Below are 17,175 nucleotides of genomic sequence, written 5' to 3'. Positions count from 1 at the left end.
TACACGCCATGAACTATGCCCGTCAAGACGGCCTCCTCAATTCACAACCTAGTGGCTCAACATGTCCGATCCCTACGCCCGCCGCGGCCTTACTGCTGTTGCATTCCTATCGATCACGCTTCTCGCCGCGTGCAGCCACTCGCCTCACAGGGTGGAGACATCACGCGTTGAGGTTCCGGCCAAATTCATGAACGAAGCGGGTCTGGCTGTGCAGCAGGTGCCAGCACAAGCACTCCCGGCCGAGTGGTGGACGGCGTACGGTGATCCGCTGATTGACGCGCTGGTGCGCAACGCGCTGGAGCACAACACCGATCTCGCTATTGCAAGAGCGCGGATTGATGAAGCTGTGGCGATCACCCGACGTACACGCGCTTCAATGTTCCCTAGCTTGGCGCTCACGCCCCAAGCAACGCGCGCGCGCGACTTTTCTTTGGCACCGACCATCAGCAGCGATGCCAGGCTTCCGCTGTCGGCTTCATGGGAAGTTGATCTAGCGGGCCGCCTCTCGCATGCCGCTGATGGCGCACGGATGGACGCAGTTGCTGTCGAACAGAACTGGTTCGCGACACGTTGGCAGATCGCCTTTGAGACAGTGTCCGCTGCACTGCAGCAGCGGCAGGCGGCAGAGCTGGAAGATCTGGCAAAAGAGCGACTTCAAGTCGCCGAGCGCCTTGAGCGTCTGACAGAGCAGAAGTTCAAGGCAGGTCAAGCTACGGGCTTTGACATTGAACGCACGCGTTCCGAGGTCATCGCCCTCCGGGTGGAGCAAGAGCAGTTGCGACGCGTACGCGGCGAAGCAACGCATGCCTTGGATGTGCTCGTTGGCCGGATTCCGGGGGCGCTTGGCAGCGGTCCTGCGCTTGCCTCTCTCACCATGCCCGATTGGACTCCCAGAAGCGTGCCAGGCGAATTGCTGCAGCAGCGCCCCGACGTCAGAGCCGCGCAGGCGCGTCTTGCAGCGGCGACGGCGCGATGGAACGCAGCAGAAGGCGAGCGGCTCCCCAAACTTGTGCTCGATTTGAGTGGTGGGCGCCAACGCTTCGAGAACAACGGAACACGTGTGGCAGGGAACATTTTCTCTCTGGGCTTGGGTGTGACGCTTCCGATCTTTGACGGTGGAGCAATACAAGCGGGAATCGACGAGGGCTCAGCACGCAGTCGCGGCGCACAGGCTGACCTGGAACGCACGGTTTTGCTTGCGCTTCAGGATGTGGAGAACGCTTATCTGGGCTGGCAGACCCAGCGGACTTCTCTGCAGCATCAGGTCGATGGTCTTGTCGTCGCTGATCGACTCCTTGACCGCAGTCGACGCCTCTTTGAGGCGGGACAGGTGGATGCGACCGTTGTTGCAGAAGCGGAGCGTGGCACCTTGTCCCAGCGAGCGGCTCTGGTCCGTGCTCGCGCCGACGCAGCCGTGCAATGGGGTGTTCTCGCTAAAGCGCTTTCTGGTTCGCCAGAGCATGTGAATCTGCAATCTTCACCCTGAGTCCTTGAGTTGGAAGAACGCAGCATGGCAGCGAGTTTTAAATACTGAATAGATCGACGATTAGTAGGGGACGCATGGAAATTCGACATCTACGTTGTTTTATGGCGCTCGCCGAGGAACTTCACTTCGCTCGCGCCGCTGCGAAACTGCATATTGAGCAGTCCCCACTGTCTCGCACGATCAAAGAACTCGAAGAGGAGTTAGGAGCACAGCTCTTTATTCGGAACACGAGAAGCACGCGTTTGACACGAGCTGGGTTGATGCTCATGGAGCACGCACCTCGGGTGTTCGCATCCTTGCAACAGGCGCGGGACTGCGTGAAGGCAGCAAAAAATGGCTTTCATGGACAACTCCGCGTCGCCTTGTCAGACGGCGCAACACTACTGTGCTTACCAGCCCTATTGGCGTTGTGTCGCGAGGAGGAGCCCGAGGTTGAGATTCGCTTTTTTGAGGTGCCACTATCCCAACAAATCAAAGGATTGCACGACGACCTGTATGACGTCGGCTTTGCACAGTCCGACGACGTAGGTGATGGAATCGTCGCACTTCCCGCGTGGACTGACACGCTTATGGTGGCGCTGCCAGCTCGGCATCCGTTGCTGGCTCTTAAGCGAATTCCATTGGATGAACTGCTGCGCTACCCGCTAGTGCTATCTGATCCTCAAGTGTGCGAGGGCCACGCCAAGCACATTGAGCGAGTACTTAGCCGGGCTGAAATGCAGCCTCTAGTTGCCGAGCGGGTTACCACTTTCGACCTGATGATGGCGTTGGTATCTGCCGGTTTTGCACTCGGACTTACAGGGGCTGCACACATTGCAGCCTCCCGAGAGCCAGGAGTCGTGGCGAGGCCGCTTTCGACACGCGTACCACCTTTGACGACCTATCTACTCAGACTTGAAGGCGATCCGTTTGACGAGCTTGCGCGCTTCATTCAGCGAGTACAGGCCATCGAATTGCCAGAGTTTCTCAGGTCAACAAAAAGCCGAAATCCCGATCTTCCGGAGGAATTGATGCCATGAGACTCGCCATCACGCTCGTCGCTGCAATGCTAGTCGCATGCGGTCAATCTGATAAACCGCACAAAGCCACTAGTGCAGAAAAGAAAACCCCGACAGTAGAAGAGCTGGTGGCAGACCCGGAACAGCTCAAGAAGTTGCGCCAGCAATGCAAGACGGATCGGCCTACTTTGGGCGAACTGCTTTGCAACCGGGTAGCGGAGGCAACACGTAAGCGGTTCTACGGTGACGGAAAAACGCCATACACACCGCCCAAAGAATCCCCCAAATTCTGAAATTCAGCAATTCAGCAATTCAGCAATTCAGCAATTCAGCAATTCAGCAATTCAGCAATTCGCTAGTCTGCCTGAATCTTCTGTTCGGCACGCTGATATTCGCCGGCGCTTACGGAGTCACTCCCTGGCTAGACACAGCGCGAATTCATTCTTTCTTATCGACCTTTCTGCCCCAAACGGTCTTTGACCGGCACTAAGCCAGCACCGATCCTGACGCCTGCGGCACATTTCTAAGCCGCGTTTCCCAAGGGAATCAGCGTAGGAGAGATTGGAGGCGGGGCTATGCAAGGTACGAATGTGCTGTTCGGTCAGATAGCCGTGGTATTCGGCATCGTGATCGCGGGTGTGTGGGGCGCCACACAATGGACGGCAGCAGCCCTTGGCTATCAGGTACGCCTTGGCTCCCCCTGGTTTGATTTCCTCGGCACACCGATCTACCTCCCGTGGAAGCTGTTTGAGTGGTGGTTCTTCTTCGATGCCTACGCGCCACGCGTTTTCGACACGGGCGGTGCCATAGCGGGTGGCAGTGGCTTGCTGGCGGTGGTGGTCGCAGTCTGCATGTCGATCTGGCGCTCTCGTCAATCACGCCTAGTCACGACCTATGGCTCGGCACGCTGGGCAAGTACGGAGGACATTCGCAAAGCCGGCCTTACGCAGCCGATCGGCGTGTTCCTCGGTCAGCACGATGGCAAGTACCTTCGGCATGAAGGCCCGGAACACATCCTCACTTTCGCGCCCACGCGCTCAGGCAAAGGCGTCGGCCTTGTGGTGCCGACGCTGCTTTCTTGGCCTGCATCCGCCGTAGTCCACGACATCAAGGGCGAGAATTGGCAGATCACCGCAGGTTGGCGCTCACGCTACTCACACTGCCTGCTGTTCAATCCGACCGATGCGAAGTCGGCGGCCTACAACCCGCTGCTAGAAGTTCGGCGCGGCGCACATGAAGTGCGTGACGTACAGAACATAGCCGACATTCTGGTCGATCCAGAAGGCGCGCTTGAGAAGCGCAACCATTGGGAGAAGACTTCGCACGCGCTGCTGGTCGGGGCCATCCTGCATGTGCTCTACGCGGGCGAGGACAAGACGCTGCGCGGCGTCGCCAATTTCCTCTCCGATCCGGCCAGCCCCTTCGAGCTGACCTTGCACCGGATGATGACCACACAGCACCTCGTGAACGTGGAAGGTGGTGGCCCGCATCCAGTCGTCGCTTCGGCGGCGCGCGAAGTGCTCAACAAGTCGGACAACGAGCGTTCCGGCGTGTTGAGCACCGCCATGTCGTTCCTGGGCCTCTACCGCGACCCCACGGTGGCCGAAGTCACCTCGCGCTGCGACTGGCGTATCGCCGACCTGATCGCGTCCGAGCATCCGGTGTCGCTTTATCTGGTAGTGCCACCTTCGGATATTTCGCGGACGAAACCGCTCATTCGCCTGATCCTCAACCAGATCGGCCGACGGCTCACCGAATCGCTCGACGGCAGCGACGGCATCGAACGCCGCCACAAGCTGCTGCTGATGCTCGATGAGTTCCCGGCGCTGGGCCGCCTGGACTTCTTCGAGACGGCGCTTGCCTTCATGGCGGGCTACGGAATCCGCAGTTTTCTTATCGCCCAATCGCTCAACCAGATCGACAAAGCCTACGGCCAGAACCATTCGATTCTGGATAACTGCCATGTCCGCGTGACGTTCGCCACCAACGATGAACGCACTGCGAAACGGATCTCCGAAACGCTTGGCACCGCTACCGAACTGCGCGCGCAGCGCAACTATGCCGGGCACAGATTGGCACCGTGGCTGGGGCACCTCATGGTGTCGCGGCAGGAGACGGCCCGCCCGCTACTGACGCCCGGTGAAGTGATGCAGCTTCCGACTGAGGAAGCTGTGGTGATGGTGTCCAGCGTGGCACCGATCAAGGCCAAGAAGCTGCGCTACTACGCCGACGCGAATTTCAAGAACCGCGTTTTACCGCCGCCTGTGCTCGCGGCCGGGCAATACGCGGACGCGCCACCGGCCCGGCCCGACGACTGGAGCGGCCTATCGATCCCAGCCGTGTCAACGGTCCGGGCTGCGGGCCTGTCCGGCGATGGCACAGGCACCGCCGATGACGGCGGCCCACGCCGACAGCCGGAGCTATCCGAAGTCAGCGAATACAGCCCCGAACCGCTGCTCGCCGGCCATGACCTGACTCTGCTCGATGACGACGACGACCTGCCGCTGCCGCTTCCCGGCCAGCTCGACCCGGCCATGCAGCGCACGGCCCGGCTGGCTTCCCTCGACCCCAACGACGGAATCGACTTATGAGCCAATACCGCCTCAATCTGTTCATTCAGCCCGAGCACGCCAAGCGTCTCGAAGAACTGGCCGCCAAGAAAGGCGTGTCCAAGTCGTCCATTGTCGCGGCGGCGCTCGCGTCGTGGCTATCGCCCGATGCTGGCGACCAGCGCGAGGCGGCCATCGCCAAGCGGCTCGATCGCCTGTCGCGGCAGGCCGAGCGCATGGAGCGCGACCAGAACATCCAGATCGAAACACTGGCGCTGTTCATCCGCTACTTCCTGACCGTCAGCACCCCGATTCCCGAAGCCCATCAGGACGCAGCTCGCGCCCAAGGCAAAGCGCGTTTCGAGCAATTCGTGGAGCGGCTCGGCCGCCACCTGCTGCGTGGCCGCAGCCTGGTGCGCGACGTTGTGGAAGAACTGCACCCAGACCCGGCGCGAATGGATGACGCGGAGGCACTGGCTGAAGCGCAGGAGCGTGCCTCATGAGCGCCATTCCGCAAACCCCGCCCGAACTCTCATCCGCCGCAACCTCTCTGGATCGCCGTATCCAGATGCTGCGCACGGCAATGGGGCCAGTCATCGCCGCTGCGCTGGCCGACCCCGACGTGGTGGAAATCATGCTCAACCCCGACCGCACCCTATGGGTGGATCGGTTGTCATCGGGCCGCATGCCGCTGGGCGTGGAGCTGTCCCAAGACGATGGCGAACGCATCATCCGGCTGGTGGCTGCGCACGTCGGCGCAGAGGTGCATCGCGGGCGGCCGCTGCTGACCGCCGAGCTGCCCGAAACCGGCGAGCGGTTCGAGGGCATCTTGCCGCCCGCAGCGCCCGGCCCAGCCTTCGCGCTGCGCAAGCGCGCCGTGAGCATCATCGGGCTGGATCGCTATGTGGCCGACGGCATCTTGACCACAGGCCAGGCCGAGTTCCTGCGCCGCGCCGTGCGTGAGCGCCAGAACATCCTGATCGCCGGGGCGACGAGCAGCGGCAAAACCACACTCGCCAATGCCTTGCTTGCGGAGATCGCCGCCACGGGCGACCGCGTGCTTGTGCTCGAAGACACCATCGAGCTGCAATGCGCAGCCCGCGACCATGTGCCGCTGCGCACCCGCGCTGGCGTCGTGTCTATGACCGAGCTGGTGCGGGCCACGATGCGCCTGCGCCCCGACCGCGTGATCGTCGGCGAGGTACGCGGCGGCGAAGCCCTGGACTTGGTTAAGGTGTGGGGCACCGGCCACCCCGGCGGCATCGCCACCATCCACGCCGGTTCCGCGCTGGGCGCGCTGCTGCGCCTCGAACAGTTGATTCTTGAAGTGGCGGTGAACCCACCGCGTGCGCTGATCGCCGAGGCGGTCAACGTCGTGATCCACATCGCCGGGCGTGGCCGCAAGCGCCGCGTCGAAAGCATCGCCCGTGTCGTCGGTTTCGACGGCACCGGCTATCGCCTGGCGGACGCGCTGGAAACACCGTTTCCCGAGCTGATGCCGGTTCCTCTCGCAGCCGATGCCGCTGCGCCTTCCTCGTCCCTTGACCTACCTGGAGAACTGCCATGACGCAGATGCACGTTCACGCTTTCCGTAATTCCGTAAATCCGGTTTCAACCATCGCACGCCTGCGGCGGCTGGCCGGCCCCGCGCACCACGGCCTGCTGCTGGCCGCAGTCATGCTGATGACGGCGGGCACGGCGAAGGCATCCGGCTCCTCGATGCCGTGGGAAGGCCCGCTGCAATCCATTCTGGAGTCGATTCAGGGGCCGGTGGCACGCATCGTCGCGGTCATCATCATCATCGCCACGGGCCTCGCGCTCGCCTTCGGCGACACGTCGGGCGGCTTTCGCAAGCTGATCCAGATCGTGTTCGGTTTGAGCATCGCGTTCGCCGCGTCCTCGTTCTTCCTGTCGTTCTTCAGCTTCTCCGGCGGGGCTGTCGTATGAGTGGCCCGGATAGCTTCGCGGCCGGCTTCGAGGTGCCGCTACATCGCTCGCTGACCGAGCCGCTCTTGATGGGCGGCGCACCGCGCACGGTGGCGATTGCCAACGGCACGCTAGCCGCTGCCGTCGGGCTGGGCCTGCAACTCTGGATTCCTGGCGTAGTGCTCTGGATCGTCGGTCACTCGCTGGCCGTGTGGGGCGCGAGGGTCGATCCGCAGTTCATGCAGGTCTTCGCCCGGCACATCAAGCACAAGCCGCTGCTGGACGTGTAGGAGACGCCGCCATGCTTAACCTTGCCGAATACCGCCAGCGGCCCGCCTTGCTGGCCGACTGGCTTCCCTGGGCTGGGCTGATCGCGCCGGGCGTGGTGCTGAACAAGGATGGCTCGTTTCAGCGCACGGCGCGCTTTCGCGGGCCTGATCTGGACAGCGCCACGCAGGGCGAATTGATCGCCACGACGGCACGGCTAAACAACGCGTTGCGCCGGCTGGGTTCGGGCTGGGCGCTGTTCGTGGAAGCCGAGCGCCAGTCGGCCGCGGACTATCCGCATTCCGACTTTCCCGAACCGCTGTCCTGGCTGGTGGACGAAGAACGCCGCGCTGCCTTTGAGGAATCGGGGAACCACTACGAAAGCAGCTATCACCTGACGCTAGCCTATCTGCCGCCGGAGGAATCCCGCGCTCGTGCAGCCAAGCTGCTCTACGAGCACGCGCCGGGCGATGGTGTGGACTGGCGCGGTCGGCTTGACGCCTTCCTGGCAGAAACGGATCGGGTTTTCGACCTGCTCGATGGCGTGATGCCAGAAATCGTCTGGTTGGACGATGCCGCGACGCTGACTTATCTTCACGCCACGGTGTCCACGCGGCGCTACCGGCTGGCCGTGCCCGAGGTGCCTTTCCACCTCGACGCACTGCTGGCCGATTCCGCCCTAGTCGGCGGCCTTGCGCCCATGCTGGGTGACCAGCATCTGCGCGTGGTGTCGGTGCGGGGCTTTCCGACCTCGACCTGGCCGGGCCTGCTGGACGACCTCAATCGCCTGGGCTTTGCCTATCGCTGGAGTACCCGGTTTCTCTGCCTCGATAAAGCCGAGGCGGAAAAGGAGCTGGGCCGCCTGCGTCGCCAGTGGTTTGCGAAACGGAAGAATGTCATTGCGCTACTGCGCGAAACCATCTTCCAGCAGGAATCGCCGCTGGTGGACACGGATGCCAGCAACAAGGCGGCCGACGCGGATGCCGCCTTGCAAGAGCTTGGCAGCGATCAAGTCGCCTTCGGCTACCTCACCGCCACGGTGACGGTGTTCGATGACGACCCTGCCGTAGCCGACGAAAAGCTGCGCATGGTGGAACGTGTCATCCAAGGACGTGGCTTCGTCACCATCCCCGAAACCTTAAATGCAGTCGATGCGTGGCTGTCGTCCATACCAGGCAATGCCTATGCCAACGTGCGCCAGCCCATCGTCTCGACGCTGAATCTGGCGCACATGATGCCGGTGTCCGCCGTGTGGGCTGGGCCGGAGAAAAACGCCCATCTCGACGGCCCGCCGCTGATCGTCACGCGCACGGATGGCGCGACGCCGTTCCGGCTGGTGACGCACATCGGCGACGTGGGGCATACGCTGGTCGCGGGGCCGACGGGCATGGGAAAATCTGTCCTGCTGGCGATGCTCGCCTTGCAGTTCCGCCGCTATGGCGGCTCGCGCATCTTCGCCTTCGACATGGGGCGATCCATGCGGGCGACGGTGCTGGGCCTGGGCGGCGAACACTACGACCTCGGCGCGGACGGCGCCATTGCCTTTCAGCCCTTGGCCCGTATCGACAGCGAAGGCTATCGCACCTGGGCCGCCGAGTGGATCGAAGGCCGCCTGCTGCATGAAGGCGTGACCGTCGGCCCCGACGAGAAAGCCGCCATTTGGTCGGCGCTCGGCAGCCTCGCTGGTGCGCCGGTGGAGCAGCGCACGATGACCGGGCTTTCGGTGCTGCTGCAATCGAACGCGCTGCGGCAGGCATTGTCGCCGTATGTGCTGGGCGGCGCGCACGGCAAGCTACTGGATGCCGACCGCGACCGGCTCGGCAGCGGCGACGTGCAGGGCTTTGAGATGGAAGAGCTAATGCACAGCCCCGCCGCCGTGCAAGCGGTGCTGCGCTACTTGTTCGCCCGCTTCGATGCACGTTTCGACGGTGCTCCCACGCTGCTGATTCTCGATGAAGCCTGGCTATTCCTTGATGAACCGTCCTTCGCGGCACGCATCCGGCAATGGTTGAAAACTCTGCGCAAGAAAAACGTGTCGGTGATCTTCGCCACGCAGTCGCTTGCCGACATCAAGGATTCGACCATCGCGCCCGCGATCATCGAAAGCTGCGCGAGCCGGATTTTCTTGCCCAACCCGCAGGCGACCGAGCCGCAGATTCGCACGGTCTACGAGGGCTTTGGCCTCAACAGTCGGCAAATCGAAATCGTCGCCACCGCGCAGCCCAAGCGCGACTACTACTACCAATCGCGCCTGGGCAATCGTCTGTTCGACCTCGACCTGGGGCCAGCCGCGCTCGCCTTCTCGGGCGCATCCACACCGCAAGACCAACGCGACATTGACCGAGTGCTGACGCAGGCCGGCGCTCCCGGCTTCGCCGGTGCGTGGCTACGCCATCGCGGCCTCGATTGGGCCGCCGACCTGCTGCCGTCCTCGCCGTCGGCGGCTTCTTTCCTCGCTACTCAACCCCTGGAGATTTCGCCATGAAGACCCGTGTACTTTCCGTTTCGCTCGCCGCCGCGCTGGCCGGCTCGCTGATGCTCGCTCAGCCAGCGGCGGCGCTCACTTTCGTTGATCCCGTCAACTTGGTGCAGAACACGCTGACTGCCATCCGCACGCTGGAGCAGATCAACAACCAGATCAACCAGCTCCAGAACGAAGCGCAGATGTTGATGAACCAGGCGCGCAACCTGGCGAATCTCGACTTCAACATCGTCAACCGGCTGCGCTCGACGCTCGCCACGACTGAACGCCTGATTGCCGAGGCGCAAGGGCTGGCCTACGACGTGCAGAGCATGGATGCCACGTTCTCGCGCCTGTACCCGGAGCAGTACGCCGCCACCATCAGCGGCGACCGCATGGCACAGGACGCACGCGAACGCTGGAAGAACACGCTCGACGGCCTGCACACCGCGATGCGGATGCAGGCGCAGGTGTCGCAGAACCTGACGCAAGACGAAAGCGCGCTGGCCGACCTCGTGAGCCAAAGCCAATCGGCCACGGGTGCGCTGCAAGCGATGCAGGCAACGAACCAGCTTCTCGCCTTGCAGGCCAAGCAGTCCATCCAGGCCCAGCAGCTCCAGATCACACAAGACAGGGCGGCCTCGCTGGAGCTGGCGCGGCAGGCAGCGGCCACCGAGCGCGCCCGCGAAGTGCGGCGGCGCTTCCTGGGCACCGGCACGCCGTACACACCGCAGTCCGTCAACTTCTACAACAACTGACGGGAGGCGGCCATGCGATGCGTTCCTGTCCTGCTGGCCGTGCTGCTGACCGCATGCGGCCAGCAGCCGGCTGAAGACCTGACCGCCACCTTGGCCGCCGATCCCGTGCGGCTCAAGGCGCTGCGCGCCCAATGCGCAGCCGACCGGCAAACCGCAGGCGAAGACACCTGTCGCGCCGCTGCCGAAGCCTTCCGGCGGCGCTTCTTCACCGGCCAGACTGGGCCGGACGAATACCGGACGCTGGCAGAACTGCCGCCGATTCCGGCGAGTTTCGACACGCCAACCGACGACGCGCCGGAAGGTGATGCGTCGCTCGCCGCTGCGGAGGACACGCCATGAACGACGTAACGATCATCGACAGATTCCTCGATACCTTCTCGCGCTACATCGACTCCGGTTTCGGTCTGCTGCAAGGCGAAGTCGCGTTCCTGACGGCCACTCTCATTGTCATCGACATGACCATTGCCGGTCTGTATTGGGCCATGAGCCATGCGACCGGCCAGGGCGAGGACGTGATCGCCAAGCTGCTGCGCAAGGTGCTTTACGTCGGTGCCTTCGCCTACATCATCGGTAACTTCAATTGGCTGTCGAGCATCGTGTTCCGCTCGTTCGCCGGGCTAGGCATCACCGCCACTGGCTCGGCCATAACGATGGAGAACTTCTTGCAGCCGGGTCGGCTTGCCAAGACCGGCATCGACGCCGCTGCGCCGATCCTCGACCAGATCGGTGACATGGCCGGCTTCCCCGAAGTGTTCGTGAACCTCGACCCCATCGTGGTGCTGTTCATCGCTTGGCTGGTGGTGATCCTCTGTTTCTTCGTGCTCGCGGTTCAGCTTTTCATCACGTTGATCGAGTTCAAGCTGACCACGCTTGCCGGCTTCGTCTTGATCCCGTTTGCGCTCTGGAACAAAACCTCGTTCCTCGCGGAAAAGGTGCTCGGCAATGTGGTTTCGTCAGGCATCAAGGTCTTGGTGCTGGCGGTAATCGTCGGCATCGGCTCGGGCCTGTTCGCGGAGTTCCAGGTTCATCCCGACGAGCCTTCCATCGACCATGCGCTTGTCGTGATGCTGGCTTCGCTTGCCTTGCTGGCGCTGGGCATCTTCGGCCCCGGCATCGCCACGGGCCTTGTGTCCGGTGCGCCGCAGCTCGGCGCGGGTGCGATGGCGGGCGCTGCCGTCGGCGCGGTAGGCACGGGTGTTGCCATCGGTGCCGCCGCGACCGGCGTGGGCGGTGCCGTCATGGCGGGCGCACGCATGGCCCCGGCCGCCGCAAAGCTGGCCGGGAGCGGCGCACGCGCCGCCACGTCGGCGGCCAGCAGCGCCAAGTCCGCATTCCAGGCCGGTTCCGCCGCTGCGGGCGGCGGGGCTAAAGGCGCGGCTGCGGGCCTCGGCAATGTCGCCAAGACCGGCGCGCAAGCGGCAGGCCGCCGAGCTGCATCGGGCGCTTCCGCTGCCGGTCAGAAGGTGGCCGACTCCTTCCGGGCAGGATGGAACGGTGCGGATGTCGGCGCTGCCGGTTCCGGCCAGGCCGCCGCAGGCGAAGGCGCAGCCAGCGCGCCGAAGCAAGAGCAACCCGCCTGGGCAAAGCGGATGCACCGCCGCCAGCAGATCACCCATGCCGCAACCACCGCAGCCCACACGCTGCGCAGTGGCGACGGCGGCGGCTCAGGGCAAGGCCCAAGCCTGCGCCCCGATGCGTGACCCGATACCTGACCACCAAGGAGAACCCTATGCGATTCAAACGCCCGCAGGTGCGCTATGCCGACACGCCGCAGCCTGCCACCCCGTACCAATCCGCCGCGCAGGTGTGGGACGAGCGCATCGGCTCGGCCCGCGTCCAGGCCAAGAACTGGCGTTTTATGGCCTTCGGCTGCCTCACGCTTGCGCTGCTGATGGCCGGTGGCCTGGTGTGGCGCTCGGCGCAGTCCATCGTCACCCCTTACGTCATCGAGGTCGATCAGTCGGGGCAGGTGCGCGCCGTCGGCGAAGCCGCCACGCCGTACCGGCCCGCCGATGCGCAGATCGCGCACCACCTGGCGCGCTTCGTGACGCTGGTGCGCTCGCTGTCTATCGATCCCATCGTGGTGCGGCAAAACTGGCTGGACGCCTACGACTACACCACCGACAAAGGCGCGGCGGTGCTCAACGACTACGCCAGCAAGAACGATCCTTTCGCCCGTGTTGGCCGCGAGTCGGTGACGGTGCAGATCACCAGCGTGGTACGCGCCAGCGATGCCTCGTTCAACGTCCGTTGGACGGAGCAACGGTTCATCAACGGTGCCCCCGCCGGGACCGAGCGATGGAACGCGGTGCTTTCCACCGTCCTGCAAACCCCGCGCACCGAACAGCGCCTGCGCAAGAACCCGCTGGGTATCTACGTCAACGGCCTGTCGTGGAGCCGCGAACTGGATTCTTCTGAAGGAGCCAAGCCATGAACCTGTCTTTCCGCTTATACGCTTTCGCGCTGACCGTGGTGGCCCTGTCGGGCTGCGCTTCGCAGGGCAAGCCGCCTCCGTCCATTTCGCTCGATGAGCCGGTGCAGGCACAGCCGCTGCCGGAGCCGCCTGCTCCAGTGGAAGTCGTCGCCATGCCCGAGCCGCTGGCGCTGCCAGCGCAGTTGAAGCCGCTGCACGAGTTGGACGCGGCCCCGGCTAAGCCGGAGCCGGCCGATGAGAAGGTGCGCGTTTCCCGTGCCAATGCCGAGGCGCGCATCGCGCCCACGCGCGAGGGCTACGTCAATGCGATTCAGGTGTGGCCCTTCACCGATGGTGCGCTCTACCAAGTCTATGCCGCGCCGGGACGCGTGACCGTGGTTTCCTTGCAGCCGGGCGAGGAACTAGTGACGGTCGCAGCCGGCGATACCGTGCGCTGGATCGTCGGTGACACGTCCAGCGGCAGCGGCGACGCGATGCGCATCAATGTGCTGGTCAAGCCCATCCGCTCAGGCCTCAAGACGAATTTGGTCATCACCACCAGTCGCAGAACATACCTGCTGGAACTGACCTCGACGGAAAAGGCATGGATGGCGTCGGTGTCCTGGGACTACCCAAAAGACCGGATGTTGGCCTTGCAGCGCCAGTCGCAGGCGGCTAGCGCCGCCGCACCGGTCGATACCGGACTGTCGCTGGAGAAGATCCGCTTCCGATATTCCGTCTCAGGCAGCAATCCGCCGTGGAAGCCGCTGCGCGCCTTCGACGATGGCGAGAAGGTCTATATCCAGTTCCCGCCGGGAATCGCCCAAGGCGAGCTGCCACCGCTGTTCGTCATCGGCGCGCAGGGCGACGGACAACTGGTGAATTACCGTTTTCGCTCGCCTTACTACATCGTGGATCGGCTGTTCGGCGCGGCCGAACTGCGCCTGGGCGGCGACAAGGGTGACGTGGTGCGTATCGAACGCACGGATGGCTTGGCGCGGAGGAACTGACCATGAGCCAGGACGACACTCCCGACCTCGCCACGCCGCATGCGGGCAAGGTGGCACCCGAGGCAGTTGCGCTGCGCGCCCAACCGCGCCCGGTCACGCGCCTGAACCGGCGCACGCTGGCCATCCTCGTCGGCGGTCTCTCGGTCGCTGTGCTCGGCGCGCTGATGTGGTCGCTGCAACCGCAGCGGCGCGGTGCAGGCGAGCAGACCGAGCTTTACAACGTCGATCGCGTCTCGAAGTCCGAAGGGTTGGACGCGCTGCCGGCGGACTACTCGAAGCTGCCGCCCCCCTTGGCGGCATCCGTGCCGGAGTTGGGGCCGCCGCTGCCAGGCGATCTTGGCCCGGCCATTGTGAAGTCGCAGCAGCCGGTGACGGCCGCCTACGCGGCCCCCGGCAACGACCCCAACGACGCGTTGCGCAAGGAAGCCGAAGCAGCAGCGGCATCGGCGGTGTTCTTCCGCTCTGGTTCGCAGAAGGCCGCGCCGGTGGCGCAGACACAGGTAGCCGCTGCGCCGGGCTTCACCGCCAATGCGGCCTTCGACCCGCTGGCGGCCGGGCCTGCGTCGACGGCGGCCCAGCCCGCCGACCCGACCGCCGTGCAGAACCGGCAAGACCAGAAAGAGGCATTCCAGAAAGCCGGAACCACGGAAGCCCGTGATTCCGGCAACCTGACGCTGCCGGCGTCGCCGTATCAGGTCATGGCCGGAACGGTGGTCGCCGGGGCGCTGGTGACGGGCATCAAGTCGGACTTGCCGGGCGATGTGATCGCCACAGTGACGGAGCCGGTCTATGACACGGCTACCGGCAAGTTCCTGCTGATCCCGCAGGGGTCACGCATCCTGGGCAAATACAACAGCCAGGTCAGCTACGGGCAGAGCCGCGTGCAAGTGGTGTGGAACCGGATCATCCTGCCCGACACGTCTTCGCTCAAGCTCGACAACTTGGCCGGCACCGATCCGGCCGGCTACGCCGGCTTGGAAGATGATGTGGATTGGCATTGGGATCGCGTCTTTGCCGGTGCGGCACTGACGACGCTACTGGGCATCGGTGCCGAACTGGCTGCGCCGGAGAACCGGCAGGACGGTGATCGCGTCATCATCGCCGGCCGCGATAGCGCCCAGGACAGCATCAATCAGGTCGGTCAGGAGATGACCCGGCGCAACCTCAACATCCAGCCCACCTTGACGGAGCGCCCCGGCTTGCCGGTTCGCATCATCGTCAACCGCGATCTGGTGCTGCGGCCGTACCAGCCACTTTTCTTCAACAGGGGGACTTCGCGATGACGACGCGCAAGCTACGGCTCGGGCCGCTGCCGAAAACGGAATCCACGAAGCTGACTTTTGCTTGCCCGGCCAGCCTGAAAGCCGACCTCGACCGCTACGCTACGCTGCACGCGCAGACCTACGGCGAGGCGGTCGATGCCACGGTGCTAATTCCGCACATGCTAGAAGCCTTCATGGTCGGAGATCGGGGATTCAGGAAGGGAGGCGCGGGCAAGGCCGCGCCGCCGAAGCCAAGCTGATGATGCCGGTTTCCGCTGGCGGCCATCCCTCAAACGCGCAGCCCAAGGCTGCGCGTTCTTCATTCTGGAGGACGGCGACCGATTGGGCTATGAAGACCAAACGCGGCTACCGCCTGCAGGCAACCGCCCCCGATGCAGCACGCTCGGGCTTTCTACCGCGAAGCTCCTATGTGGCTCCCAGCCCACAACGCCACAGCCCCGCAAGGCGGCCCGAAGTAGAGCCAAACCCGCACCCCATATAGACTTCCGGCCATCAGGCTGATTTCAACAATCGCTTGACTGCGGACATTTTTTATTGCCTGCGCGGCGCGCTCAATGCGTGGGCGATCGTCCCGTGAAGCGCACGGTGAAGCGCGCGCCGGGCGGCAGCTGGCCCGGATGGGCGTCGTCCAGCTGCACGCTGGCGCCGTGCTGGCGCGCGATCTCGACCACGATGGGCAGGCCCAGGCCGGAGCCGTCAGCCTCGGTGCCGAGCGCGCGGTAGAAGGGCTGGAAGATCAGTTCGCGCTCGGCCTCGGGCACGCCGGGGCCGGAATCCTCGATCTGGATCAGCACCACATGGCCGAAGGTGTCTGCCAGCACGCGCGCGGTGACCACGCCCGGGTGATCGGCGCTGGAGGGCGTGTAGTTCATCGCGTTGTCGAGCAGGTTGCGCGCGAGTTCCTTGAGCAGCGTGGCGTTGCCCTCCACCCAGACGCCCGGCGCACCGGGCTGCTCGCCTTCGTAGCCCAGGTCGATGTGGCGGTCCAGCGCGCGCGGCACGCAGTCGCGCACCACCTCGATGACCAGCCGCGCCAGGTCCACCGGCTGGCGCACCAGCACGCCGCCGCCTTCGGCGCGCGCCAGCGCCAGCAGCTGGTTGACGGTGTGCGTGGCGCGCATGCTGCTGCGGCCGATCTGCTGCAGCGAGCGGCGCAGCGCCTCGGTGTCGGAGCCCTCGCGCTGGGCCAGATCGGCCTGCATGCGCAGCCCGGCCAGCGGGGTCTTGAGCTGGTGCGCCGCATCGGCGAGGAAGCGCTTTTGCGTGGCGATGGATTCGTTGAGCCGCCGCAGCAGGTCGTTGACCGAATCGACCAGCGGCGCGACCTCCATGGGCACGGCCTTGTGGTCCAGCGGCGAGAGGTCGTCGGGCTTGCGCGCGCGGATGCGCTCTTCGAGCTGCGAGAGCGGCTTGATGCCGCGCGCCAGCGCCAGCCACACCAGCAGCACCGCCAGCGGCAGGATGGCGAACTGCGGCAGCATCACGCCCTTGATGATTTCAGTGGCCAACATGCTGCGCTTCTCGCGCGTCTCGGCGACCTGCACCAGCGCGGCGGGCGCGCCCGGCAGCGGCACGCGCACCCACAGGTAGGCGATGCGGATGTCGATGCCGCGCAACTCGGCATCGCGCAGCCGCACCTCGGCGGAGAAGGGCTTCTCGTCGTCGGGCGGCGGCGGCAGGCCGCGCTCACCCGAGAGGAAGCTGCCGTCCGGCGCCAGCACCTGGTAGTAGACGATGTCGGACTCGTCGGCGCGCAGGATCTCGCTGGCCGGCTGCGGCAGGTTGAACTGCACGCGCTCGCCCTGCACGGTCACCAGCTGCGCGAGCGCGTGGGCGTTGTATTCCAGCGCCCGGTCGAACGGCTTGTTGGCCAGGCCCTGCGCCACCAGCCAGGTCAGCGCCAGGCTGACGGGCCAGAGCAGCAGCAGCGGCGTGAGCATCCAGTCCAGGATCTCGCCGAAGAGGGAGCGCTGCTCGCGCTGGAAGATCTTCATGGCGCGGGCCGCGAATATTTGAAGCGAATG

At 64.5% G+C, this 17,175-nt stretch carries 17 protein-coding genes; 16 read left to right on the top strand and 1 reads right to left on the bottom strand.

All coding sequences use genetic code 11. The features are described 5' to 3' along the window. Positions 1 to 61: 61 nt before the first annotated feature. The 16 genes from BM070_RS04335 (at position 62) to BM070_RS04260 (ending at position 15,390) form a co-directional block, all read left to right on the top strand. Complete coding sequence (locus BM070_RS04335; RefSeq protein ID WP_092937913.1) at positions 62 to 1,486, top strand: efflux transporter outer membrane subunit; 1,425 nt, start codon at positions 62 to 64, stop codon at positions 1,484 to 1,486. 74 nt (positions 1,487 to 1,560) lie between these two features. Further along, positions 1,561 to 2,505, top strand: coding sequence for a LysR family transcriptional regulator (locus BM070_RS04330; protein ID WP_004883081.1), 945 nt, complete (start codon positions 1,561 to 1,563; stop codon positions 2,503 to 2,505). After that, positions 2,502 to 2,777, top strand: a complete 276-nt coding sequence (locus BM070_RS04325) for an EexN family lipoprotein (protein ID WP_004883082.1) — start codon at positions 2,502 to 2,504, stop codon at positions 2,775 to 2,777. Before BM070_RS04330 ends, BM070_RS04325 begins: the two co-directional genes overlap by 4 nt. A gap of 282 nt (positions 2,778 to 3,059) precedes the next feature. Further along, entirely contained in the window at positions 3,060 to 5,075 is a 2,016-nt protein-coding gene (locus BM070_RS04320) for a conjugal transfer protein TraG (protein ID WP_004883083.1), read from the top strand. After that, complete coding sequence (locus tag BM070_RS04315; RefSeq protein WP_004883086.1) at positions 5,072 to 5,536, top strand: ribbon-helix-helix protein, CopG family; 465 nt, start codon at positions 5,072 to 5,074, stop codon at positions 5,534 to 5,536. Before BM070_RS04320 ends, BM070_RS04315 begins: the two co-directional genes overlap by 4 nt. Beyond that, positions 5,533 to 6,600 (top strand): P-type conjugative transfer ATPase TrbB, encoded by a 1,068-nt coding sequence (gene trbB, locus BM070_RS04310; protein WP_004883088.1) that lies wholly within the window; start codon positions 5,533 to 5,535, stop codon positions 6,598 to 6,600. Before BM070_RS04315 ends, trbB begins: the two co-directional genes overlap by 4 nt. Further along, on the top strand, positions 6,597 to 6,980 hold the full coding sequence (locus BM070_RS04305) for a TrbC/VirB2 family type IV secretion system protein (protein ID WP_004883090.1): 384 nt from the start codon (positions 6,597 to 6,599) through the stop codon (positions 6,978 to 6,980). Before trbB ends, BM070_RS04305 begins: the two co-directional genes overlap by 4 nt. Next, on the top strand, positions 6,977 to 7,249 hold the full coding sequence (locus BM070_RS04300; protein WP_004883097.1) for a VirB3 family type IV secretion system protein: 273 nt from the start codon (positions 6,977 to 6,979) through the stop codon (positions 7,247 to 7,249). Before BM070_RS04305 ends, BM070_RS04300 begins: the two co-directional genes overlap by 4 nt. Positions 7,250 to 7,260: 11 nt before the next feature. Next, positions 7,261 to 9,711, top strand: coding sequence for a conjugal transfer protein TrbE (gene trbE, locus BM070_RS04295; RefSeq protein ID WP_004883099.1), 2,451 nt, complete (start codon positions 7,261 to 7,263; stop codon positions 9,709 to 9,711). Then, entirely contained in the window at positions 9,708 to 10,445 is a 738-nt protein-coding gene (gene trbJ / locus BM070_RS04290; RefSeq protein ID WP_004883101.1) for a P-type conjugative transfer protein TrbJ, read from the top strand. The genes trbE and trbJ overlap by 4 nt, the downstream gene beginning before the upstream one ends. A gap of 12 nt (positions 10,446 to 10,457) precedes the next feature. After that, a complete protein-coding gene (locus BM070_RS04285; protein ID WP_004883103.1) occupies positions 10,458 to 10,784 on the top strand; it encodes a hypothetical protein in 327 nt (108 codons plus the stop codon). Then, positions 10,781 to 12,145 carry a P-type conjugative transfer protein TrbL gene (gene trbL, locus BM070_RS04280; RefSeq protein ID WP_004883106.1) on the top strand — a complete coding sequence of 455 codons (1,365 nt, stop codon included), beginning with the start codon at positions 10,781 to 10,783 and terminating at the stop codon, positions 12,143 to 12,145. The genes BM070_RS04285 and trbL overlap by 4 nt, the downstream gene beginning before the upstream one ends. A gap of 29 nt (positions 12,146 to 12,174) precedes the next feature. Next, positions 12,175 to 12,879 carry a conjugal transfer protein TrbF gene (gene trbF, locus BM070_RS04275; RefSeq protein ID WP_004883108.1) on the top strand — a complete coding sequence of 235 codons (705 nt, stop codon included), beginning with the start codon at positions 12,175 to 12,177 and terminating at the stop codon, positions 12,877 to 12,879. After that, positions 12,876 to 13,868 (top strand): P-type conjugative transfer protein TrbG, encoded by a 993-nt coding sequence (gene trbG, locus BM070_RS04270; protein WP_004883112.1) that lies wholly within the window; start codon positions 12,876 to 12,878, stop codon positions 13,866 to 13,868. Before trbF ends, trbG begins: the two co-directional genes overlap by 4 nt. 2 nt (positions 13,869 to 13,870) lie before the next feature. Further along, positions 13,871 to 15,151: a TraB/TrbI/VirB10 family type IV secretion system protein gene (locus BM070_RS04265; protein ID WP_004883119.1), complete on the top strand. Its 1,281-nt coding sequence runs from the start codon at positions 13,871 to 13,873 to the stop codon at positions 15,149 to 15,151. Continuing rightward, on the top strand, positions 15,148 to 15,390 hold the full coding sequence (locus BM070_RS04260) for a DUF2274 domain-containing protein (protein WP_004883121.1): 243 nt from the start codon (positions 15,148 to 15,150) through the stop codon (positions 15,388 to 15,390). Before BM070_RS04265 ends, BM070_RS04260 begins: the two co-directional genes overlap by 4 nt. Before the next feature lie 312 nt (positions 15,391 to 15,702). Here BM070_RS04260 and BM070_RS04255 read toward each other — a convergent pair whose 3' ends face one another. After that, the gene (locus BM070_RS04255) at positions 15,703 to 17,145 is read right to left on the bottom strand and encodes a sensor histidine kinase (RefSeq protein ID WP_092937911.1); all 1,443 of its coding nucleotides are present in this window, start codon (positions 17,143 to 17,145) and stop codon (positions 15,703 to 15,705) included. Between the last annotated feature and the right edge of the window lie 30 nt (positions 17,146 to 17,175).

Source organism: Paracidovorax wautersii (genome assembly GCF_900113035.1).
In the GTDB taxonomy this organism is placed as follows: Bacteria; Pseudomonadota; Gammaproteobacteria; order Burkholderiales; family Burkholderiaceae_C; genus Paracidovorax; species Paracidovorax wautersii.
Note: the sequence above shows the minus strand (reverse complement) of the source record. Positions and strands in the feature narration are given on the sequence as shown.